General features: G+C 47.8%; 19 protein-coding genes. 7 read left to right on the top strand and 12 right to left on the bottom strand.

What is annotated here, in order from left to right:
• Positions 1-7: 7 nt before the first annotated feature.
• Positions 8-2,608, bottom strand: a complete 2,601-nt coding sequence (locus tag RBK99_RS07905) for a sensor domain-containing phosphodiesterase (RefSeq protein WP_317504058.1) — start codon at positions 2,606-2,608, stop codon at positions 8-10.
• 217 nt (positions 2,609-2,825) lie between these two features.
• Complete coding sequence (locus RBK99_RS07910; RefSeq protein ID WP_411161974.1) at positions 2,826-3,254, bottom strand: c-type cytochrome; 429 nt, start codon at positions 3,252-3,254, stop codon at positions 2,826-2,828.
• Positions 3,255-3,338: 84 nt separating this feature from the next.
• On the opposite strand from RBK99_RS07910, the gene dinB reads away from it, so the two are divergent.
• Positions 3,339-4,409 carry a DNA polymerase IV gene (gene dinB / locus RBK99_RS07915; protein WP_317504060.1) on the top strand — a complete coding sequence of 357 codons (1,071 nt, stop codon included), beginning with the start codon at positions 3,339-3,341 and terminating at the stop codon, positions 4,407-4,409.
• Here dinB and RBK99_RS07920 read toward each other — a convergent pair.
• From RBK99_RS07920 to RBK99_RS07945, 6 genes are all read right to left on the bottom strand, one after another.
• Positions 4,406-4,843 (bottom strand): DUF4399 domain-containing protein, encoded by a 438-nt coding sequence (locus RBK99_RS07920; RefSeq protein ID WP_317504061.1) that lies wholly within the window; start codon positions 4,841-4,843, stop codon positions 4,406-4,408. The two genes, dinB and RBK99_RS07920, sit on opposite strands and share 4 nt — an antisense overlap.
• Positions 4,844-4,868: 25 nt before the next feature.
• The gene (locus tag RBK99_RS07925) at positions 4,869-6,761 is read right to left on the bottom strand and encodes a methyl-accepting chemotaxis protein (protein ID WP_317504062.1); all 1,893 of its coding nucleotides are present in this window, start codon (positions 6,759-6,761) and stop codon (positions 4,869-4,871) included.
• Positions 6,762-6,819: 58 nt separating this feature from the next.
• Positions 6,820-8,190 carry a TrkH family potassium uptake protein gene (locus tag RBK99_RS07930; RefSeq protein WP_317504063.1) on the bottom strand — a complete coding sequence of 457 codons (1,371 nt, stop codon included), beginning with the start codon at positions 8,188-8,190 and terminating at the stop codon, positions 6,820-6,822.
• Positions 8,187-8,849, bottom strand: a complete 663-nt coding sequence (locus tag RBK99_RS07935) for a potassium channel family protein (protein ID WP_317504064.1) — start codon at positions 8,847-8,849, stop codon at positions 8,187-8,189. The genes RBK99_RS07930 and RBK99_RS07935 overlap by 4 nt, the downstream gene beginning before the upstream one ends.
• Before the next feature lie 9 nt (positions 8,850-8,858).
• A complete protein-coding gene (locus tag RBK99_RS07940) occupies positions 8,859-11,522 on the bottom strand; it encodes a M14 family zinc carboxypeptidase (RefSeq protein WP_317504065.1) in 2,664 nt (887 codons plus the stop codon).
• 222 nt (positions 11,523-11,744) lie between these two features.
• Positions 11,745-12,284: a hemerythrin domain-containing protein gene (locus RBK99_RS07945; RefSeq protein WP_317504066.1), complete on the bottom strand. Its 540-nt coding sequence runs from the start codon at positions 12,282-12,284 to the stop codon at positions 11,745-11,747.
• 185 nt (positions 12,285-12,469) lie between these two features.
• On the opposite strand from RBK99_RS07945, the gene norR reads away from it, so the two are divergent.
• The 3 genes from norR to RBK99_RS07960 are packed head-to-tail and all read left to right on the top strand — an operon-like array spanning position 12,470 to position 15,167.
• The gene (gene norR, locus RBK99_RS07950) at positions 12,470-14,014 is read left to right on the top strand and encodes a nitric oxide reductase transcriptional regulator NorR (protein WP_317504067.1); all 1,545 of its coding nucleotides are present in this window, start codon (positions 12,470-12,472) and stop codon (positions 14,012-14,014) included.
• A complete protein-coding gene (locus RBK99_RS07955) occupies positions 14,011-14,415 on the top strand; it encodes a YbaN family protein (protein ID WP_317504068.1) in 405 nt (134 codons plus the stop codon). Before norR ends, RBK99_RS07955 begins: the two co-directional genes overlap by 4 nt.
• Positions 14,412-15,167, top strand: coding sequence for a HesA/MoeB/ThiF family protein (locus RBK99_RS07960; RefSeq protein ID WP_317504069.1), 756 nt, complete (start codon positions 14,412-14,414; stop codon positions 15,165-15,167). The genes RBK99_RS07955 and RBK99_RS07960 overlap by 4 nt, the downstream gene beginning before the upstream one ends.
• Here RBK99_RS07960 and RBK99_RS07965 read toward each other — a convergent pair.
• Positions 15,164-16,366, bottom strand: coding sequence for an NnrS family protein (locus tag RBK99_RS07965; protein ID WP_317504289.1), 1,203 nt, complete (start codon positions 16,364-16,366; stop codon positions 15,164-15,166). The genes RBK99_RS07960 and RBK99_RS07965 overlap by 4 nt on opposite strands.
• A 311-nt stretch (positions 16,367-16,677) precedes the next feature.
• Here RBK99_RS07965 and RBK99_RS07970 point away from each other — a divergent pair, with 311 nt between their 5' ends.
• Together RBK99_RS07970 and RBK99_RS07975 are read left to right on the top strand one after the other, a co-directional pair.
• Complete coding sequence (locus tag RBK99_RS07970; RefSeq protein ID WP_317504070.1) at positions 16,678-19,347, top strand: nitrate/nitrite transporter; 2,670 nt, start codon at positions 16,678-16,680, stop codon at positions 19,345-19,347.
• A gap of 27 nt (positions 19,348-19,374) precedes the next feature.
• Positions 19,375-20,406 (top strand): tellurite resistance/C4-dicarboxylate transporter family protein, encoded by a 1,032-nt coding sequence (locus RBK99_RS07975; RefSeq protein WP_317504071.1) that lies wholly within the window; start codon positions 19,375-19,377, stop codon positions 20,404-20,406.
• On the opposite strand, the gene mog is transcribed toward RBK99_RS07975, so the two are convergent.
• From mog to ubiU, 3 genes are read right to left on the bottom strand one after another with little or no spacing between them, the layout of a single operon-like run.
• Positions 20,407-20,946, bottom strand: coding sequence for a molybdopterin adenylyltransferase (gene mog / locus RBK99_RS07980; RefSeq protein ID WP_317504072.1), 540 nt, complete (start codon positions 20,944-20,946; stop codon positions 20,407-20,409).
• A 23-nt stretch (positions 20,947-20,969) separates the two neighbouring features.
• On the bottom strand, positions 20,970-21,842 hold the full coding sequence (locus RBK99_RS07985; protein WP_317504073.1) for a U32 family peptidase: 873 nt from the start codon (positions 21,840-21,842) through the stop codon (positions 20,970-20,972).
• 5 nt (positions 21,843-21,847) lie between these two features.
• A complete protein-coding gene (gene ubiU / locus RBK99_RS07990) occupies positions 21,848-22,840 on the bottom strand; it encodes a ubiquinone anaerobic biosynthesis protein UbiU (RefSeq protein ID WP_317504074.1) in 993 nt (330 codons plus the stop codon).
• A 94-nt stretch (positions 22,841-22,934) separates the two neighbouring features.
• Between ubiU and ubiT the strand changes: the two genes are divergently transcribed.
• Entirely contained in the window at positions 22,935-23,432 is a 498-nt protein-coding gene (gene ubiT / locus RBK99_RS07995; protein WP_317504075.1) for a ubiquinone anaerobic biosynthesis accessory factor UbiT, read from the top strand.
• Positions 23,433-23,457 lie beyond the last annotated feature (25 nt).

The raw sequence follows: 23,457 nt of genomic DNA on the forward strand, positions 1-23,457 counted from the left end.
TGAACCGTTATGCACAAACGAAACTGCTGTCGTCATCTTTTACTACACGATTCTCGTAATTCTCATCAATAAAACTGCCTTGCCCGATAACAACGCCCTGCTTTTCAACCTCATCTTTTTGCCCTTGTGTTTCCAGACCGTCGGCATAAACCTCAATATTCAGTTCATGACACAACGTTACAATATGCTTGAGCATAGCCTGAGCTCGGTTATTGCTGCTTAAGCGGGCAATGTAATGATGGTCTAGTTTTAAGACCGTGAACGGGAAGTTGTAAAGGAACTGAAGTGGTCCCGAGCCGCTCCCAAAGTTATCTATCACTAAGGTAAAACCAAACTCAGACAAACGCCTTAAGCTGGCCAGTACTCGCCTGCCGTCTTTGACAAGGTCAGTTTCATCGAACTCTAGCGCGATATTTTCTGGTTTGGCACCACTATCCATTACAATGTTAACTAACTCATTCAAGTGGCTGGTCTTTAATAAATGTCTCACCGATAAGTTAAGGTGTAAACGCGTCTCTGCACTCACACTGTTGTCGATTAACCAACGGCTTGCTGTGCGCAAAACAAAACGGTCGAGTTTCACGATAAGGCCTGTCCGCTCAGCCAAGGGTAAGAGCTCCTCACTGTCAAAGCTGTAACGGGGATCTTCCCACATGAGCTTGGCTTCTACCGCTTTCACGTCGCCTGTGGTTAAGTCCACGATAGGTTGATAATTAACAGCAAAGTCTTTATCAACCTTGGCATGACGCAGCGCCGTCTCTTTACGAACACTGTCGACCAGAGTTTCATGCATACTATCGTCAAATAATACGTAACGACCACGCCCCATACCTTTAGCCTGATACATCGCGGCATCGGCATCGCGCAACAAACGCTCAGCTGAGTCCGTTTCCTCAAGACATTCGGCAATACCAATACTGGCGCCTGAGTAATGTTCCTGACCATTCAGCTGGAATGGTTCGCTCATTTGTTGAATCATTCTTTTGGCAACGTCTTTGGCATCCTCAATACTGGTAATGGTGTCCAGAAGAATAACAAATTCGTCGCCACCTAATCGTGCAACCATGTCGTTGTCACGCACACAATCACCAATGCGCTTACTGACTTCCAGCAAGAATTCATCACCAGCGGAGTGACCGAGGGTGTCATTAATATTTTTAAAACGGTCAAGATCAACAAACAGCACCGCGAAATGATGCTCGGGGTGCCGTCGCTTGTGAGCTACGGCCTGCTGCAACCGTTCATTGAATAAAATGCGATTCGGTAAACCCGTCAGGTTATCGTGGTGCGCAGCGTGAAATAGGTTTGATTCCGTTTTTTTACGACGTTCTATTTCCGACACCAGCTCTTCGGTGCGCTCTGCTACTTTCTTTTCAAGAAACTGATTCACTCGCTGAATTTCTTCTGCTGAGCGTTTCCTGTCGATAGCGACCGCAACATGCTGCGAAACGAAATTCAGCAGCTCTAAATCATCGTTCTGATATAAGAAGTCACCGTCATAGGTTTGAACCGCTATAACACCAAACACCTGACCATTCATCATTAACGGGCTGCCCAGCCACTGCTTAGCTAACTTCATTCCACCATAGCCGAGTTCGATTTCATTCTTTTTCAGCAGTTTTTGTCGTACCGCCGCATTGATGAACTCAGGCTCTCGTTTCTTAATCACGTACTCAGTCAGGCCTTTGCCCACTCTACGACGTTCCGCTTTGGCACCCGTTTCATCCACGTGATAAGGAAAGTGTAGAAATTTCTTGTCATCCGATAGTAAGGCGACATAAAAGTTATCAGCGTGGATCAGCTTACCGATCTGCCTGTGCAGTTGTCGGTAGAACGCATTCATATCGTCAGAGGTATTGGTCAGTTCTGAAATTGCGAACAGCACCGAGGTCTGCTGTTCCGCGCGTTCGCGAATGGTAATTTCACTCATTAGACTTTCGTTGGCGTGCCGTAGCTCAGCTGTCTGATGCTCTATCTCGCTCTGCATCAAGTCGCGCTGTTTGAGCCGCTCTAATGCGTTGACCACGTGCTGCGAAACGAATGTTAGCAAGTCTTCATCAGAAGTGTCATAACGCACATCGGCACTGTAACTTTGAACAACCATCACCCCAATAGTCACGTCGCCTCGTTTTAACGGAACCCCGAGCCAGTCCTGATGTTCTGCTCCCAACCCTTCAATTTCGCTATTTTCGATCAAACGTTGATACACTTCAGGCGGGCATAAAAGTGACTGACCTTTTTTTAGTACATAACCCGTCAACCCTCGACTTAGCTGTTCAATGGGAATGCGCTCAAATAAGGTGTCCTGATCGATTTCATCAACAAAGTAAACAAAGTCGACTAACTCTTCTTGCGGTTCATACAGGCAAATATAGAAGTTTCTGGCGTACATCAGCTCGCCAATAATGGTATGCAGAGATTGATAAAAATTACCCATCTCTCGCGCAGAAGCCGCCAGTTCCGAAATTCGGAACAGCGCTTTTTGCACGACTTCTGCCGACCGGTATTTTTGTGTCAAACCCTTTAAGCGGGTTATGACTTTTTGCAAGCGTTCATTTTCAGTCTGTAATTCCTGAACCTGTTCCTTGCTAACCTTACGGCCTGTCATTCAGGCTTACCCTTCTTCACTGACACCTCTTACCGAAGACACATTTTTTTAACACTTGTTAGTATTAATAACAGTCGTACAGTATAGACCTGTGTGAAAAAATAGAAAAGAACTGTTCAAAAATAATTCGAATGCAACGTTTCAACAAAAAGATAACGTCAATTGACATAAAAAAAGGCTGCCAATTGGCAGCCTTTTTAACAAAACGTTCGTTTACTTAGGTACCTTTAATCATGTAATCAATTGCGGCTTGAATTTCTTCTTTTGAGCAGTCACTACAGGTACCCATCGGCGGCATAGCATTGAACCCTTCCATTGCATGTTTCAATACCGTTTCCATACCTTGATCCAGGCGTGGTTTCCAATCGGCCGCATTGCCTTTTTTAGGCGCACCCATCACACCACTGGTGTGGCAAGCGGTACAGTAAGTATTGTATACCTGTTCACCAGAGCGAGGACCACTGCTACTTTCTTCAGCAGCAGCGCTTTCACCAGCCACGTAATTCTCGCCTATCGGCTCAATACGCTCGGCTATTGCTTCGCGTGACATATTATCCTGCACGGATGCGGCACTCAGGCCCAGTGCAAAAAACATTGAAACAGTACCCAAAACGCTCTTAACAAAAAATGAATTCATAACTCTCACTGGTTTCTCCTACAAATGGCTGGTGTTCTTGCACGCCCAGTTAGTGGATGCGATTATAACCACAAATGTGCAAAGGATAAACACTTGGCTGAAATTGCTCGCAAAATAGCTTTGCTGGATCTGGACGCTTTCTTTGCTTCTGCGGAAGAATTACGCGATCCAAGCCTTAAAACTCGCCCATTTGCAGTGGGTGGTGGAGGTGACCGCGGCGTTGTCGCCACCGCAAATTATCTGGCTCGCCAGTTCGGCGTAAAAAGCGCAATGCCTGGCAGCCATGCCAGACGCTTGTGTCCGCAGTTAACTTTTATACGACCCGATGGTAATTACTATCGTGAACTGTCAAACCAGGTTCTCGATATTTTACATGAGCTGACGCCACGCATTGAGCCTGCGTCTATTGACGAGTTTTACCTTGATTTAACCCACCTGGAAGCTTTCCGCGGCAGTGCCACTCTGGCAATGAACTTTGTGCGGGAACAAATTAAAACGCTTGGAATAACAGGGTCAGCGGGTATTTCTAACCAGAAGATGGTGGCAAAAATAGCCAGTGAAGAGCGCAAGCCCGATGGTCAGTTTGTTGTCCACCCGTCGGAAGTCATGGATTACATTGCGGGTTTAAAACTGAAACAAATTCCAGGCGTAGGTCCTAAAAGTCAGCAGGTATTGACCAATCACGGACTTACCGCTGGTAAAGACATACAAAACATTGAACTACAGCAACTGCAGGCTATTCTTGGTGAAAAGGCCGGGTACGTTTTATTTGAGCGCTGTCACGGCCGGGACCGCCGAGAAGTGGTGACTGAGCGCGTTCGGAAAAGCGTGGGCGTTGAGCAAACGTTAAGCACCGACATGCGGCTGGAATCAACGGCACAAGCTTATGTTCAGGACAATTTATTACCGAAACTGCGCCAACGAATGAAAATTTCGCATTGGCGAGAGCAGCCTATTCGTAGCCAAACCCTCAAACTGAAGTTTTCTGATTTTTCCCAAACGACAGTTTCACGTAGTTCCCAGTTTATTTCACCCAGCTTGTTTTACCAGTTACTGGATGAAGCCTGGCAGCGCGGGCAAGGAAAAGGAGTGCGGTTGTTGGGGATCAGTGCAGCACTACCTGACCCCAACGAACAGTTACAGCTCGAGCTCGAGCTGGATTAGTCCTTTTTAACCGTAACAGTAATTTTTTTAGAAACAACTGCCGGGTTATGCGGTATATGGCTTTTATCACCCAGGATTAATTGCAACGTGTGTTTGCCTGGTTCTAAAGTCACTGTTGTTTCTGTCTGGCCACCACCAAAGTGGATAACATCGCCACCCATTGGTTGGTTCATCGCTGGCAATTCATCTTTATCAATCAGCAAATGATGATGCCCGGTGTGCTTTACATCAACACCCGCCGGCGCGACACCCATGCCAGTTAAGCCAAATTTCACTTTAAACGTTTGACCAACCACTTCTCCGTCTTGCGGGGAAATGATATAAGCCTGCGCATCCTGTGTTGCTTCTGTACGTTCTGCTTCTGCTGCCTGTGCTGTTGCCAGAACAGGGCCGCCCAGCATTGCTAAGGCGCCAATCATCCATGCTTTATTCATAATTTTCTCCAATCATTGATATCAATCAATTCAGTTTAAACTGTGTCACCAATTGTTCCAAGCGTTCAAAAGCCGTATTTAATTCACGGCAAGCCTGCTTGGTATTATTTAGATTGCTGACACTCTGATCGTTCATACTGCTGATATCCATAATGTCACGATCCAGTGTTTGGATCACTGACGTCTGCTGTTCAGTTGCTGAGGCTACCGAATGATTGACGTCATCGATACTCGCAATGATACCGCTGATTTCAGACATATGCTCAGCCGACTCTTCGGCACTCAATACGCACGCATTACTGATTTCCTGACTTTCCTTAATGACTTCAACTACGCTGCGGGTACCGGCCCGGACGCGCTCTATCATTGATTCAACTTCAGCTGCCGACGACGAGGTTCGTTGTGCGAGGTTGCGCACTTCATCGGCGACTACAGCAAAACCACGACCCGCTTCACCCGCTCTTGCCGCTTCAATAGCGGCATTAAGCGCCAGCAAGTTGGTTTGTTCGGTAATGCCTTTAATCACTTCGATAATCTTACCGATATTTTGCGTGTCCTCATCCAGTGTGTGAATTGCCTGACTGGATGCATCCATTCGCTCTGATAAGTGCTGAATTTGCTGCCGGTTATGTTGCAGCGAATCTCTCGCTGAAGACGCTTTTTCGGTACCAGCACTTGCTTGTTCCGACGCTTTCGCGGCATTTTCAGCAATTTCACCGGCGCTGGCACCCAGTTCGTTAATTGCCGTTGCAACCGAACTAGCTTTGCCGGCTTGCTCGCTACCAATGTCCATTGAGTCATCGTTCGCTTTAACCATACTGCGAATGTTACCTTCCACTTGTTGGGCGGCGGCATTCACTTCAAGTAAAGCCTGCTGAATTTTTTCAATAAATTCATTCATGCGGCGTGAAACCAGGCCAAACTCATCATCCGACTCCACCGGCAAGCGCTGGGTTAAGTCGCCTTCCCCACGAGCCATATCCGTCACCGCTTCATTTAGGCGTCTTAATGGTTTAAGCAGTAACCGTAGCAGCCAGGTTAAAGATACCACCACGGCGATAATGCCAATGGCCAGGTAAATAACGGCTGTCCAGGCAAATGTGGAAACATTACTGTAGGCTTCGTCCCGGTTAATAACAACGCCCAAATACCAATCAACCCCTTGGATCCCTTCTATTTTATGGAAGGAGACCAATTGTTCAGTTTCGCCAATACTGTACTCAGATAATTCCGGCGTGAGAGATACCGACTGTCCAATGTAGTCATTGACCGATTTTTCTATCCACTTTTCATTTGGGTGCACCAAAATATTGCGGTCGCCGCTGACCAGAAAAGCAAATCCAAGGCCCATAAAATCAATGTCATTAACGATACTCGAAATTTCATCCAGCATCATATCGCCACCGGCAACCCCAACTAAAGTTCCGCCACGGCGCATCGGAACCACAGCGGTAATTGTTAGCTCATTGGTTGTGACATCAATGTACGGAACCGTATAAGTCGGCTGACCCGCTTCCACCGCCAGTTGATACCAGGGACGGCTGCGGGCATCGTAGTCATCGGGCAAATCAATACTGGGGTCATCCAGCAGGAAAGTGCCGTCAATGAGCCCATAATAGACATTTTTAAAATTGCCGGCTGCTTTCGACTGCTGTACTCGCTCTAATGCGCGACTCGTCGAATCATTAACGCTATAGACATCAGCAGTTGCCTGCACAATGCTCATGCGATCGTTAAACCATTGCGAAATATTGTTTGATACTGAGTCAGACAAAGCCCCCATTTGATGCTGCAAATTAGTGCGCGTCTGAGTGGACATCTGCAAAAAGTTGGTCAACGTAAAAACACCCAGCACAAGTACCAGTATTAATGACGCAACAATAATCACTTTATGCGTAAACTTTAATTTTTTAAGCATCTCGGGAGCATCTCTTATTCTCTTTTTATGATCTCAGTGTGAGATTGTTTTTATTTAATTATCCCACTTGCACTTCTGTTTTTGGATAACGCACCCGCTTCCTATGGGGGGTCGTTAAAAAGTAAACCAGGGTTAAAGGTCCGACCCGTCCGGCAAACATGAGAAAAATCACTAGCACTTGGCTCACTTCTGTCAATTCACCAGTAATTCCTCGTGACAGTCCGACTGTCGCTAACGCTGATAAAACTTCAAAGCTTACATCTATAAACGGCAGCGGATTCAAAATCATTAGGAAAAAGATGCCAAGAAAAGCAATTAGTAAGGTAATCATCGAAACAGCCAGCGCCTTCATCACCATTTGCTGCTCAATACTCCGCTGCATCAGTGTCACATGCTCTCGTCGTCTTAAAAACGCGTAAGTTGCCATCATCAACACAATAAACGTGCCGAGCTTGATACCTCCCCCGGTACTCATTGAGCCACCACCAATAAACATAAGCAGCATCATGTACATCGATGTCGATTCATTTAACTGGCCGATATCAACGGTATTAAATCCTGCCGTTCGCGGTGTTGTTGCCTGAAACCAGGATGCCAGAGTCTGCTGTAGCGTTGATAATGTTCCCAGAGTATTTGGATTGTTGTGTTCCAATAACCAAAATATAACAGCAGAAAGTAGATTGATAACGAGTGTTGCAATGAGAATACTGCGGGTATAGACCGAAAACTGATGCCAGTGTCTCTTCTCAAATACATTCATCAATACGGAAAAACCTAAACCACCAACGATAAACATAAAGGTGACGACAATATTAACGGGGATACTGCCCACATAATCACTTAAACTATTCGCTGAAAGCCCAAAGCCGGCATTATTAAATGCGGAAATTGAATAGAAGACCGCTTCCCCCAGCGCGCGCCAAAAACCGAATTCTCCCCACCAGGTCATTGTCAAAACGACCGTTCCCAGTAGCTCGACAATTAAAGCGAGATAAAAAACAGTCCGGGCCGTTCGCGCAATGTTTTTTAGGCTGGTCTGCTGCATTGCCTCTTTAGCGACAAGCTGGTAGCTAATACCAATATTTCCACCCATAGACATCACCGCTAAAATAGCAAATGTCATGAACCCAATGCCGCCCATTTGAATTAAGACAGCAATAACCGTGAGTCCAAAGGGAGTAAATGCTTGTCCAGTGTCCACCACCACCAAGCCTGTGACCGTTACCGCGGAAGCCGCAGTGAATAAACTGTCCAACCACCCAATCGACTCAACGGTGGCAAAGGGCAGTTTTAGCAGCAAAGCCCCGAACAAAATTAAGAGTAAGAAGCCACCTGCCAGAACAACAGGAGGGCTCGCTTTAAACTTCTTATGCTGACTCCGTCTGGCTCTGGTATACACCATCAAAAAAGAGGGTAACCATTGCTTCATGACTCTTCAGCCAACTTCGGTGCGCTCGATTTCAATGCTTTTAAGCTACCCGCCATAACCAGAGTTTCGTTTCCTTCTATGGTTATTTCCAAGCTCGGGGTGATGGTGACATCATCGCGCCTTTTCAATAACAATAAGTGAAAGTTGTCGGTGTTATCAGGCGAAATATCTTTTAACGTTTTGCCTTTAAGGTTCTCACCTAAAGCAATTTCGACGCAGAACCAGTTATGCCCAAGCGACATATATTCATTGACCATCGGGTAGTTCAGCGCCTGCGCAACACGTATCCCCATTTCTTCTTCAGGATGAATAATACGAGTGACACCCAGCTTCGATAAAATTTGATGGTGTGACTTAGAGGTTGCTTTCGCCCAGATCTTTTCGACACCAATAGTCTTTAAATGCAAAACACACAACAAGCTTGCTTGTAAGTCTTCACCAATAGCAACCAACACCACATCGCAATTCGACAAATCGAGCTCTTGTAAGGCCTTTTCATCAGTAACATCACAGATGGCTGAATGAGTGAGCTTATCTGCCAGCTCTTCAACCGATTTTTCGTTGGAATCAATGCCAATAACCTCATGTCCGAGTTCCAGTAACTCCAATGACGTCCGGGCGCCGAAACGCCCCAGACCGATAATCCCAAACTGGGCCATATCAAACTCCTATTCTGCTTTTGCCGGTGCCAGAAACAGCGCATTCATCAGCAAGGTGTTTAAGCCGTCCATGTAGGCACGATACGTGGGTTCCTGAGTGAAGCTGATAATCATCCCCTTGCCGGTCGGCTGCCAAATTAACAATGGTTTGTAAGGCAGTTGCCGAGCAATATCATCCCATAAGAAGCCGCTGGCAAGCATGTTTTCTCTATCTGCGAACCAGGCGATGTTGCGGCCGTGACTGATATCAATAGGCGAGAACACATCGTTGCCGTTATAAATACTGACCACTTGCGGTTTAACGCCTGCGCTCAACCAGTGTGCGGTATCGACTTTAGCGTTTAATAGTGCACCAGGCACCCAGTCTGGATCCGCTCCATGAGGCTTAATTTCGGTTAAGAACTGTTCACGGTTCTCGATGATTTTACCATCCACTTTGACTTCTTCAGGGAGCTTGGTAACGCCTTCTTCCGGCACTTTCCGTTCCAGCTTAGTATCCAATAATCCCGCTTCGACAGCCCAGGCCGATGCATTACCGAGAGTCAGCAAGACACCACCGCCCGACACCCACTGCTGAAGTTTTTCTACCATTTGGTCGTTAAACACATCGGCGTAACCGCCTTCAGGCAAAATAAGCACATCCAGGCCATCGAGATCGTTCTGGATGAGTTGCATGGTGCGAATGGCCGTTACCGGATACCCCATCTGGTGCTCAATAACAAAGCGTGTGTGCCCGGCATTATAAGCACTGACCGGTTCATCCCAAGCCATAGCGATGTTCGGTGCTTCTAATTCAATGACGTTGTGCGAACCAAAGTTCGGACCTTCGGTTATCCAGCTTGAATCGACGCCTTCAATGATCGCGCCCGATTCTGCCGCCAGTTTCTTAAGCTTTTCTGGTAAATCGCCCTCGTTAGCGGCACGAGTCAGAATAAGTGATCCGCTTGGGAATGTACCCGCATTGGTATGAGTAAAAGCCAATTCACTCTGACGCACTTCAAGCCCTTCGCGCAAAGCCGCCGTCAGGAAACGACCGGCATTCATGTCTCCCCAGCGAACCAAAAAGGCAACTTCGGCGTCGGGATTTATCACTTTGCCCGGCTTAATCCGCCCCTCGTTGACAAACGCAGTGGCAACATCGGGCAGGTCATCGCACGCATGGCTTTCAATATTAAACATCAAGGGTAATGACCAACCGGTTACATCATAAATCTGATCCGGGAGGTTATTCTTACGACGCTGTTCCTGCTCCGCAAGAAAGTCATCGGCCATGTCCACTTGTTTATCCATTAACGTGCGTATTAGCCGGTATGCCGGTTGGGCCATATCGATGATATAGGCACCCGCTTTATAATCCCTTCCACACACATCAAAGGCGTGTTCCGCTTGCTGAACCTCGGCGCCTTGCTCAACCAGTAACGACGCTAATTTACGTGCGCCTGCCGGGTCGTCGCTAGCCGGCAGAATTAATGAGCGAACTTCGCCGTCTTCGCCGGCTTCAATCGCTGACTTGCGGTATTCCCACAACTTTTGTAGCAAGGCTTCGCGACGCTCAGACACTGTTTGAATGGTTGAAAGTGACGCAATAAAATGCTGCTGCACACCATCAGCGTAAGTTAAGATTTCGCCGTCTTCACGCTTAAACCGATGCCCACGAGCAGAAGCCATTTCATAAGTCATAGCCACTGACCCGTGATACAGCGGCCAACTGGCACCATACCCCGGATAAAAAGCATCGAAAATTTCCCGGGTGAAGTAATCAAATCCCTTTTTATCGAACCACTGGCCGTTATTTTTACCAATCCAGTTCAGTGTTTCGCGCTGTGCTTCGGTAATCAATGGATTATAAGGACGGGCTTCAGGCGTGAAATAATAGGTAGAGTCACCGCCCATTTCGTGCAAATCAACAAACACCAAGGGATAGTATTTTAGTAACGCATCGATTTGCCCGCTGATTTCCGGCTGGGTCAGCGCTATCCAGTCCCGGTTCATATCAAACAGGTAATGGTTCGTACGTCCGCTTGGCCAGGGCTCATTGTGCTCTGCGCTGCGGCGGTCAGCTGAATGTTCCAACCCGACAGTCATGTAGTAGCGATCGATAAAACGTGCGCGACCATCAGGGTTTTGCAACGGATCGATAAAGACAAGAGTATTGTCTAGCCAACTTTGAGTTTGCTCACGCTGATCATGCAATAAATGGTAGGCCGTCATCATAGCCGCTTCCGGTGATGAAATTTCATTGCCATGAACGCCGTAAGACAGCCAGATACTACCGGGCAGCTGTTCAATTAACTGCTCCGCCTTATCGCTATCGGTTTTTCGCGGGTCGGCTAAAGCCTGCATTCCCTTAATAAAGCCATCAAAGTCCGCTATATTTTCTTCACTGGAGATAACCGCGTAATGCAACGGTCGGCCTTCCCAGCTTTCACCATACTCGAGCAGCTTTACTTGATTAGGGTACGCCTGCTTAAGCGCTTCAAAATAACGGCTCATGTCCGCCGGACTGGTTATTCTGCTGCCAATCGGATAACCCAAAACCTGCTCAACAGTCACTGCTGAATCTCTGTAGTTGGCTTCGGGAAGTAATGAGCTTTCGCCGGAAAGCTGCTGTGCGTGAGTTGGCATAACCAACCAAGAGGCGGCTAGCAGTGCCGCTAATTTGAGACTGCGCATCTTCATTCCTGCTGTTTTATGCACCGTTAAACAGTGCTTAGGGTTTTTGTTATGTCTCCCTAATGTAAAAGCTTGAACAGAGGAAGTGAAGCGCAATTTAGGCGCTAAAAATAAAAAGGCTCAATGAACCGCGCTAATAACGGCCATAATGACGTCGGGCTCGCCGCCAACCAGGGCGGAGAGCCGTCGGTATTTGGAAAACGGAATGTACATCCAGCAGGGCTACTGACAAGATCCACAGCAAAAATCTTTACCGTGCACTGGTGCCGCGGCTTTCTTCTCAACAAAAAGTACATTGTTTTCCAGGTGGATATGCTCGCGTAAATCGTCTTGCAGCTCTTTCAGACCGTTGTAAAGTGCAGTCCATGTACCACAAGCACCTTCTGGCAGTGTTAAGTTGTTGGTCAACTCATCAATTTTATTGATCTCACCCTCATGTTGAACATGCTCTTCTTCCATCACTGAAATTGGCCCACCGGGATAAACGCCCCGCGACAGCATAGGGAAAAGAATTTGCTCTTCTTTCATCATATGGCTTTCCAGCTCCTGCAACATATTGTCTAAGTGTTCTGCCAGGCCAATAGGTGCGTCAGCATGGTCGCCGTGAACTTCTTCGACGCGCATGGCTAACTGCTTCAACTCAGGCAATTGGTCGCGATGGCACTGATGAAAACGCAAATAAATATGCTCGACCAACTCCTGTGGTGTCGCGTCCTGCCATTTCTGCTCAGCTGCCTGTAAACGTTCATTTAAAGTATTCATGGGATAACTCCTGTTCGCTAATTAGAATTTCTATCCGTATTGAACGGCCAACTTTTTCGTTATGGAAGTTGTTTGCAACAAACAGGCCAGCTTCTACCCCATTGTGATTATTGACTCTCCGAGGCGCCAAGGTACTATCAACCCAACCAATAAGGGTCTTTTTAACCTGGGCAGTCAATTTAACCATGTTGCAAGAAAGTCTATTAGCAGACCTGCTTACTGAGCAGCCTGCCGCCGTTCGTTTACAAAATTTGGTCAACACCTTACGCCGTCATTTCAACTGTGGCGCAGTGGTGTTACTGAAACTGGATAACGAAGTGCTGCAACCCGTCGCCATTCAGGGCTTAGTTCGTGAAGCTCTGGGTCGCCGCTTCGTTGTGGCTCAGCACCCGCGTCTGGCGGCCTTACTAGCATCCCGCAGTCCCGTCAGATTCGAGCACGACTCATCCCTGCCCGACCCTTATGACGGACTTTTAGCCGGGCAGCCGGGTGACGCACTGCCGGTGCATGACTGTATGGGCATTAGCTTGTATCTGGAAAATAAATGCTGGGGCGTACTCACCCTTGACGCTCTCCAGCCGGGTACTTTTACCGATAACTCCATACTGGAATTGCAAAAGTTCAGCTTATTTGTTGAAACAGCTGTTCGTATTGGTCAGTTAGAGCAAAACGTCAGAGCCCTGCGCCAGGGGCAACAGCGCAGCATGCCGCAAGCAGGTGCGACCGAAACCAATGATTCTGAAATTATTGGTCAGAGTAAGGCGATAGAAAACGTTCTCAAAGAGCTTCGTGTAGTTGCCAGTGCAGATTTACCGGTGTTACTGCTGGGCGAAACCGGGGTCGGCAAGGAGCTCTTTGCCCGCGAACTGCATTTATTATCTCAACGAAACGATATGCCACTGATTTACGTCAACTGCGCAGCGTTGCCCGAATCGCTGGCCGAAAGTGAGCTTTTCGGCCATGTAAAAGGCGCCTTTTCAGGCGCAACCAGTGACCGTTCCGGGCGCTTTGAAGCGGCACACGGGGGCACTTTGTTTCTGGATGAAGTTGGGGAGTTGCCATTATCCATACAGGCTAAATTACTCAGAGTACTACAGAACGGTGAAATTCAACGGCTGGGTTCAGACAAATACCGCAAAGTCGACGTTCGGCTCATAGCAGCAACCAACCGTAATTTGCGCCAGCAGGTCAGTAACGAAACGTTTCGGGCCGATTTATACCATCGTCTTTCGGTCTACCCGTTACCTATTCCACCACTGCGCGAGCGCGGCGACGACGTGTCTATTCTGGCGGGTCATTTTCTTGAACTGAATCGAGCACGTCTTGGACTTCGCGCACTTCGCTTGTCGGCTGAGGCCGAACTGGCCATACAACAATACCAGTGGCCGGGTAACGTGCGCGAACTTGAGCATGTCATCAGCCGTGCCGCAATAAAGCTTCTAAGCCAAGGGGTAGAGAAAACCGATATCGCGACCATAGAGCCGGAAATGCTGGATTTGGATGTTCAGCTTCCGCTTTCTGTTCCCACGGCTTCTGACAATACAACGACTGCCAATGATTTTCCGGTGCAAAATGTCTCGATGAAAGAGGCCGTAAACTATACTCAGCGGAAAATGATAGAAGCAGCACTCAGCCGGCACAACAACAGTTGGAGCCAAGCCGCTAAAGATTTACAGCTGGACGCTAGCAATCTGCACAAAATGGCTGGCAGACTGGGAATGAAGTCATGACCCGGGAATTATTAGTTAGACTGGTTTGGCGCACCGTAGCATTGTTTTTTGTGTTGCTGGGACTCATTGGCATAGCTCTGCCGGTGATGCCAACCGTTCCGTTTCTTATTGCCGCACTGTGGGCGGCCAGCAAAGGCTGGCCTCGTCTGGAAGCCTGGTTAATCAACCACCCAAAGTACGGACCGGATATACGAGCCTGGCGCGACAACCGCGTCATCAAACGCCGTTCAAAAGTAATAGCGCTAATTATGATGGCCACGGGCTACCTTGTCTTGTGGCTATTGGTCCCGCAGGTTCCTGCCTGGTTAAAAGGGCTTGTTGGCATCGTATTAATGACCGTCGGTTACTGGCTGGCAACCCGTCCCGAATTCGCACCTGAAAATAATGGGAACTCATTATGAGTAAAACCTTATCTCACCAGCAGATGCTGAAGTACAACCGACATATAGCTTTACCCGCTATGGATTTGGAAGGTCAGGAAAAACTGCTAAACGCCCATGTGGTGATCATTGGGATGGGCGGATTAGGTTGTGCGGTTGCACCTTATTTAGCGGCTGCCGGCATGGGTCGACTCACTTTAGTTGATGACGATGAGGTAGACAGTCATAACCTGCAACGTCAGATCCTGTTTACCGAGAGTAGTATCGGCAAAAATAAAGCCGAGCAAGCGCGCGAACAACTGACTCAACTGAATAGCGAAGCTGATATTACCGTCATACCGTTAAGGGCGGACAGCGACTTGCTCAACAAGTTAGCGGCAGAGGCCACAATGATTGTCGACTGCTGCGACAATCTGGAAACACGTAATAACATCAATAAAGCTTGCCTGAATAATAGAACACCTTTAGTTTCTGGGTCAGCCATTCGCTTTGAAGGTCAAATTGCCAGCTTCTCCATGCAAAAGGATTCGCCCTGCTACGCTTGTTACAGTCAGTTTTTTGGAGAACAACAACTGAGCTGCACCGAAGCGGGTGTCCTGTCCCCTTTAGTTGGCGTAGTGGGCACCATGCAGGCCGTAGAAGCCATAAAAATAGCGGCTGGTATCGGCCAGCCGCTGTATTCATCAGTGTTACTGTTTGACGCGCTGCACAGTGACTGGCAGCGGTTTAATATTCAGCGGCACCCGGATTGCCCTCACTGCAGTAAAACTTAACCGGGGCTTCCGTCCGCACGCGGTGTGGTCAAAACCTTAAAATAAACCACAACATAAATGCCGTAAGCTAAAGCCCAGGCCAGCGTACTAAACATTAACCATTGGCTGGCCATTTCAGGGACTAACCACATTAAAAACACCCGGGTTAATGCGGAAATCAGTACCAATAAGAAGGCACCCGTCATAATTAACTTAGGCTGTAACGGACGACCACTGTGCCCCAGAGACACGCGGGCAATCATACTTAAGATCATACTGCCCATAGCGCCCGCCGTTAATGCGTGCAGAGCAATGCTTTGCGTCAACTCAAAACCTGCATAACGCAGTGCGAATAGCGCCAAACCAACCGGAATAAACCAATAGGCAATATGCAGCGACCACAATAGCGGCACCCGCCAGGTTATCCAGATTTTCCAACGCGCGACTCGTATCGCGGTTGACAAAGCAGCAATGGAAAACAAGATGGCCATTACCTGACTGGGTAAAATCGCGTGGAGATTTAAGAAGTGAACAGCGAAAACAAGCCATAGGCTTCCCAAAGCAATACGGTCAAGCCAGACGATGGGTTGGACTTTAGGTGTCATAGTGCCGTTGGCAGTAAACATGGGCAGTACCCGGCCGCCAATAATGGCCATTAATAAAGTCACCAAAAATACCGCGTTGTACGCACCCAGCACCTGAATATGATAATAACCAAACTGCAGACCGTAATGCATCAGCAGGTTACAGACGGAAAGTAACAACAAAATAGGCACAAAAAATAAGTTTCGGGTCTGATTGACCTTTAATACCATCCGCCCAAACAGAACGGCAGCCACTGGCAGAAGGCTGATATCAACGGCCACCACCAGCCACCAGGGCAACTCGCTGCCAAACAATAAGCCTAGCCGTGCGGCTGCCCACAACACGGTAAGAATGAGTAACGTATTACCGTGTGGTGCTCTTAGCCCAGTCCAGTTTTGCACTGCGGTAAGCAAAAAGCCCAGTACAATAGCCACCACAAAACCAAATAGCATTTCATGGCTGTGCCAGAACATAATATTGCCGTACACCGGCAAATTAAGCTTTCCGGCCAGGGCGAGCCCCCACAGCAACATGGCTATTGCGCTAAATCCAGCTCCTAGCAAAAATAGCGGTCGAAAGGCCTGGCGCAGAATGGGAGTTAACTGCTCTTCGTTTTGTTTGTTTGTGATCTGCATCATTATCACCGCTCACTATTTAAAGGTACATTTGTAATATACCTTTTATTTATCAGGAATTCGACTATTTCTTAGCGAAAATAAGTTAGTACCCCTTAGTTGATTCCACCATTACTTCCGCAGAAAAAACTACCCACAAAAGGGTAGTTAATGCTTTTTAGACAGGCTTTGGAAGCCAACTGAAAACTACCCTTAAAGTAGCATTATCAGAACCAACTTATTATCCCTAGCCTTTTGATAGTAAAGCATTTTGTTGCAGTTAACAGTAAAGTTTAGCTATCTGACTTAACGGATCTAACTGGAGGTCTTTCATGAACCAACCCCTGTCAGTCACAGGTGGCCAACGCAACAGAGCGCTAGCGGTTTCAACTTTAGCGTTCACGCTTTGTTTTGCGGTCTGGACCATCTTTTCAATCATCGGCATTCAGATAAAAGCTGACTTTAACCTCACTGACACTCAGTTGGGCTTGTTAATGGCGACTCCAGTATTAACGGGGTCTATCAGCCGGATGTTTCTCGGTATCTGGACCGACCGATATGGTGGCCGCAAAGTCTTCAGCATTTTAATGCTGCTGACCGCAGCCTGTGTCTATTTACTCACCTTTGCCAACAGCTACATTATGTTACTGATTGCTGCATTGGGTGTTGGCCTGGCCGGTGGTTCATTCATTGTCGGTGTCACCTATACTGCCGCCTGGTTTAACGATGTTAAAGAGAAGCAAGGCACCGCATTGGGCATTTTTGGAGCCGGTAATGTTGGTTCTGCGGTCACCAATTTTGGCGCACCTTTCCTGCTCATAGCCCTTGGTTGGCAAGGTACAGCGCAAATTTACGCAACCGTACTGGCTATTGCTGGTATTGTGTTCCTTTTCTTAGCGAAAGAAGACCCACTAAAGGAGAACCGTCAGGAGCTCCAGCAAAAAGGCTTTTGGGAGCAGTTGTCCCCTTTAGGTGATGTCCGAGTTTGGCGTTTTTCGCTTTACTACTTTTTCGTTTTTGGTGCCTTTGTCGCATTAGCCCTATGGCTACCGCATTACCTTATCGGCGTTTACGAACTCGATATAAAAACTGCCGGTATGATTGCGGCACTCTACACCATTCCCGCATCATTATTCCGCGTCTTAGGTGGCTGGATGTCGGACAAGTACGGTGCACGTAGAGTCATGTACTGGACCTTTATTGCATCGGTCATTTGCACCTTTTTGCTCAGTTACCCCAGCACCGAATACGCCGTTAAAGGCGTAGACCAAACTTATAACTTTCATTTTGAAATAACCTTAGTCGGCTTTGTGTTTCTCACCTTTGCCCTGGGCTTCTTCATGTCTCTGGGTAAAGCAGCGGTGTTCAAACACATTCCAGTTTACTATCCCAAAAATGTCGGAGCTGTTGGTGGTGTCGTCGGCATGATCGGTGGTTTTGGCGGCTTCTTGCTACCACTCACTTTCGGTATGCTAAACGATGTTGTTGGTGTATGGCAAAGCAGCTTTATGCTGTTATTTGTTATTGCCGCAGCTGCGCTTGCGTGGATGCACTTTGCGATTGTCAGAGCCGAGCGCGTTGAATGCCGCGAAGATCGTGAAGAGCGCGATCTGCCAGAGTTCTCTACACCGAACTCCATGGTACTGGATGACTGGCGTCCGGAGGACAAAACTTTCTGGGAAGAAAAGGGTAAGCGCATTGCCACCCGGAACCTGTGGATTTCCATACCGAACCTGTTCTTAGCGTTCGCAGTCTGGACTATCTGGAGTATTCTGGTGGTTAAGATGCCCCAACTGGGCTTTCCCTATAGCTCTAATCAGCTATTTTGGTTAGCCGCGTTGCCAGCATTGTCCGGCGCAACCTTACGCATATTCTACAGTTTTATGGTGCCAATATTCGGGGGCCGGCGCTGGACCGCGATATCAACCGCATCCCTGCTACTGCCTTGTATCTGGATCGGTTTTGCCGTGCAAAACACCGAAACTTCTTACATGGTTATGTTAATTCTTGCACTGCTGTGCGGCTTCGGTGGTGGCAACTTCTCCTCTAGTATGTCCAACATCAGCTTTTTCTATCCGCAAAAAGAAAAAGGTGGTGCCCTGGGTATGAATGCGGGCCTGGGTAACCTGGGTGTGTCTGGCATGCAGTTACTGGCGCCATTGGTTATTGCTGCTAGTGTGTTCGGCGGCATTGAAGGTGACCCGCTGATAATTCAGGAAGGGGCTAATGCCGGTCAGGAAGTATGGCTACAAAACGCGGCTTTCCTATGGGTACCGTTAATTATTGTCGGCTCCATTGCGGCCTGGTTTGGCATGAATGATATTTCTTCAGCGAAAGCGTCGTTCAGTGATCAAGCGGTTATTTTCAAGCGCACTCACAACTGGATCATGTGTGTCCTTTATTTGGGCACCTTCGGCAGCTTTATTGGCTTCGCTGCAGGCTTCCCTCTATTGTCAGGTATGTTGTTCCCACAAGTTGACCCAACAGCCTACGCTTTCCTGGGCCCGCTAGTGGGTGCTCTGGCAAGGCCACTCGGCGGCATTGTCGCAGACAAGTTGGGCGGCGCACGCGTTACCTTCTGGAACTTTATACTCATGATCATCGGTGTTGCAGGTGTTATGTACTTCCTGCCAATTGCCGGTACTGAGGGCAACTTCTGGGGCTTCTTCGGAGCCTTTATGGTGCTGTTTATAGCGACCGGTATTGGTAACGGCTCCACCTTCCGGATGGTACCCGTTATTTTCCTAAATCAGCGCAAACGGGAACTGGGCGATACAGAAGAAGCGATGAAGCAGGGCAATAAGGAATCGGCAGCGGTTATTGGCTTTATATCTGCCATAGCAGCTTATGGCGGCTTCTTTATTCCGAAGGCTTATGGTTCCTCCATCAGTTTAACCGGCAGTGTATCCGCCGCTTTATTGAGCTTTATCGTGTTCTACGCTATTTGCGGTGTGATAACCTGGTGGTTCTACTCTCGTAAGAATGCGCCGGATCCTTGCTAAGTTCGAGGGCTTAAATCACAAAACGATATGAGTTTGTTAAGCAAAACTAAAAACCTGTCACCAGCCTACTTTGGACTGGTGATGGCCACAGGAATCATCGCCATTGCTGCACACCAGCAGCGATGGCCTTTTATTGCCCAAACTTTATTTTTCATATCCTGCGTCAGCTGGATTATTCTGACTTTTCTTTACAGTTATCGGGCCTTGCGATTTACTAAAGACTTCACAGAAGATTTAATCAGTCATAATAAGGGACCCGCCTTTTTTACGGTCGTCGCAGGTACAGGCCTCGTTGGCAGCCAACTAATGGTTTTGTACGGCTATTATTGGTTGGCCTTCATAGCCTGGACGCTCTCGTTATTACTCTGGGCGCTTCTCACCTACACCGTATTTACCGCACTGACCGTCCGCCGCGATAAGCCCACACTCGACAAAGGTATTAGCGGCGCCTGGCTTCTGGCGGTGGTTGCAACGCAGGCGGTCGCCGTACTCAGTGCCCACTTGGCCAGTCAGACCTCGCAGCCCTGGCGGCTTGAGCTCAACTTTCTGGCGTTATCCATGTGGTTGTGGGGTGGCATGCTCTACATCTGGATGATGTCACTGATTTTCTATCGCTACACCTTTTTCAAGTTCGTGCCCAGCGATCTGGCACCACCCTACTGGATCAATATGGGGGCAATGGCCATATCAACGCTGGCCGGATCATTACTCATCATCAACTCGCCGAACGCGCCTTTTCTAGAAAGTCTGGCTCCCTTTATTAAAGGCTTCACTATTTTTTACTGGGCTACCGGAAGCTGGTGGATCCCTATGCTGCTTATTCTTGGTGTGTGGCGACATATTATTAAACGGTTCCCGCTGACCTACGACCCACTTTACTGGGGTGCAGTCTTCCCGCTGGGGATGTATTCCGCTTCCACTTATGTGATGTTGCAGGCTATGGAGTTCTCGTTCTTATACACATTACCCACAACCTTCTTTTACATCGCTTTGTTGGTCTGGGGAGTGACGTTTACTGGACTGTGCCGAAGCCTGCTACGGCTCCGGCAGAAAGCGTAATTACTTACTTTTAGGGCGGAACGGTTTAATGACTGATTCGTCGCATTCCAAATAAGGTCCGTCCATCAGGTCGATACAATAAGGTACAGCTGGAAAAACGGCGTCCAGGCACTGCCGAATGGCTTTGGGCTTACCCGGTAAGTTAATAATTAAGGCAGAGCCGCGAAGGCCAGCCGTCTGGCGCGACAAAATAGCGGTAGGCACGTATTTTAGTGACTCCTGCCGCATCAACTCACCAAAGCCCGGCATCATCCGGTCACACACAGCTTCAGTCGCCTCTGGTGTCACATCGCGTTTGGCCGGCCCGGTACCACCGGTTGTCACCACCAGACAGCAGCCTTCTTTATCCACTAAGTCTTTTATGGTCGATTCAATTACCGGCTGCTCATCGGCAATAACCCGGTACTCAGCCTGCCACTCCGAGGTTAAATAGTCGCTTAAGGTGTCTTTGATAGCTTGTCCGGAAATGTCTTCGTACACCCCGGCACTGGCTCTGTCGCTGACCGTTAGTACACCAATTTTTGCGATTGCGTCTGACATAACTGTCCTTTATTGTTGTGTATTTACGCTGTGGCTAATCCGGCAAGTTGCAACCAATAGCCGTTACTTTCTCTGCTGTCGAGCTTGATAGCGTGTTCACCGTCAACATTGTTACGAAAACGCTGTAACCAGTCAAAAGTTCCTTCGGGCTGTGGGCTAATACGAACAATATCAACCAGCCCGTTCATACTGGATAACTGATTTATCAGGTTATAACGTGTGCCGGATTGTGTCTGAATACCATTAAGCACAAACACTTGCTGACCTTCCTGGCTTTTAACTTCGCGACCTTGCGGGTATTTAATACAGCACAGTTCGCACTGATCTTTCGGCCGGTTTTCAGAGCGGGCGGTAAAACAGCGACCCGACCAAGCCAATGGCATATGACCAAATGAAAACACTTCGACTTCAAAGCAGTCTCTCACGGTATTGATCAGGTTTTGTTGCAAAATATCCTGTAGCCAGTCCCGGGACAATTCAAAGGGCGCGACCCAACGGTTCATGCCCATATCAATTAAACGCCGTAAACTCTGATGATTATAGATATTGATAGCAGGCCCGGCGGTAAAACTCAGCCCCTGCTCCTGCAATAGGTTAATGGCACTGACATCATTCGCTTCAACATCAAAGTCACCGTTGTCGCAGTATTTCCCCAACTCTCTCAACTCCGCGGGCGCCTCTAGCAGCGTCATTGTCGACAACGTCACCTTTTTTCCGGCTTCTCTTAGCATATGAGCTATGGCGAGATAATCATCCAGCTTTAGCTCGCGTCGCTTGCTACAAACGGTTTCGCCGAGATACACATGCTCGACATCGGACTCCGCCGCTTGCTGATAAAAATCGAAGACCTGTTGTTTAGGCCAAAAATACAGGATAGGCCCTAAGGAAAACTTCATATTGGCTATTTCCATTTCCGGTGATACGCGCCAAGCGTAGTTTGACTGCCCTCAGAAAGTGAGGCCAGAACCGAGTTCCAGTTATCTGCGACTTCAAAGTTGTCGGGGTCCGCCATGACGGCATCAATAGCCTGTCGCCACACTCGGGTAATTTGCGCAACATACGCCGGACTCCGCTGCCTCCCCTCAATTTTTAACGAGGCAATACCTTCTTTATAAAGCTGTGGAAGCAAACTTAGGGTGTTGAGACTCGTGGGTTCTTCCAATACGTTGTAAACCTCATCATCAACAGAGAATCTTCCTTTGCAGAGCGTGGGATAACCCGCCTTTTCATTTTCATCAAACCGATCGATTAATACGCCGTTCAATCGAGACTCCAGCTTATTATCCTGTTCGTCCCACTCTACGAAAGCGGCAGGTGAGCAGGCACCGGCCGTATTCGGCGACTCCCCGGTCAAATACGAACTCAAATAACACCGCCCTTCCGCCATAATGCACAAACTACCAAAGGCAAATACTTCCAGCTCCACCTCTGTGGTGCGAGCCAGCGCTCGTACCTGCTGCATAGACAAAACCCGCGGCAAGACCACCCGTGAAACACCAAACTGCTGATAAAACCGAATAGCACCGGCGTTGGTCGCAGAGGCCTGCACCGACAAGTGTCGCTCAATTTTCGGATACCGTTCAGCCGCGTATGCCAACACCGCCAAGTCAGCGATAATTAATACGTCAGCACCCGCCAGTACAGCATCATCAACAGCCTGTCGCCATTTTTCCCAGCTGTTAGCGTGCGCAAAGGTATTAATGGCCACGTGCAACTTTCTCCCATGCTTATGCACATAATCCGCTGCTTCCGATAGCTTCATCTGGTTTAAATTCAGACCGGCAAAGTGGCGCGCATTAGTCTCATCCTTTAGCCCCACATAAACCGCATCGGCACCATTTTCTACAGCCGCTTTTAACGCAGGGATACTTCCGGCCGGACACAGTAATTCCATCTGAAACCTCTATTTAACTATTTGGTAGCGCCTTATTTGTTTATTTATTATAGTGCCCAAGTCTTTAGTTTTGTTGTTATCTATGGAGCAAAAAATGAATACCAACAATTGGGTATCTTCTATACCTAAAATAATTCAGCCAATAAATAAATTAATACCAGAAACAATTATTAACTTTGGCTCAGAACAATTATTAAACCGTTTATTCAAAGAAGAGATTATTGCCGGCGATCTCGATTTTATTTCTGGTAAAGTCATAGAAATAAAAGTGAAAGATATTGATTTATCACTCTTTTTTACGTTAACAGACAACCAGATAAAAACACTTAAAAGCCAGGACAAGTACGATGTACAGCTCTCAGCTGATGGTGACGCACTACTTTTGTTGATCTATGGCAAGGTTGACCCTGACACTTTATTTTTTAACAGAAAGTTAATGGTAAAAGGCAATACCGAATTAGGGTTACATTTAAAGAACTTCCTAGACACTATTGAGGTAAATCAAAAGCTACCAAAGCCTTTATTTTTAATAGGCGACCGACTTAGCGATTTTATTTATAAAGAAAAAGGTGAAACAATACCCTCAAGTTAATTAAATAGTTTTTGACGAAGGTCAA

Source organism: Idiomarina solivarensis (genome assembly GCF_033052755.1).
GTDB lineage: Bacteria > Pseudomonadota > Gammaproteobacteria > Enterobacterales > Alteromonadaceae > Idiomarina.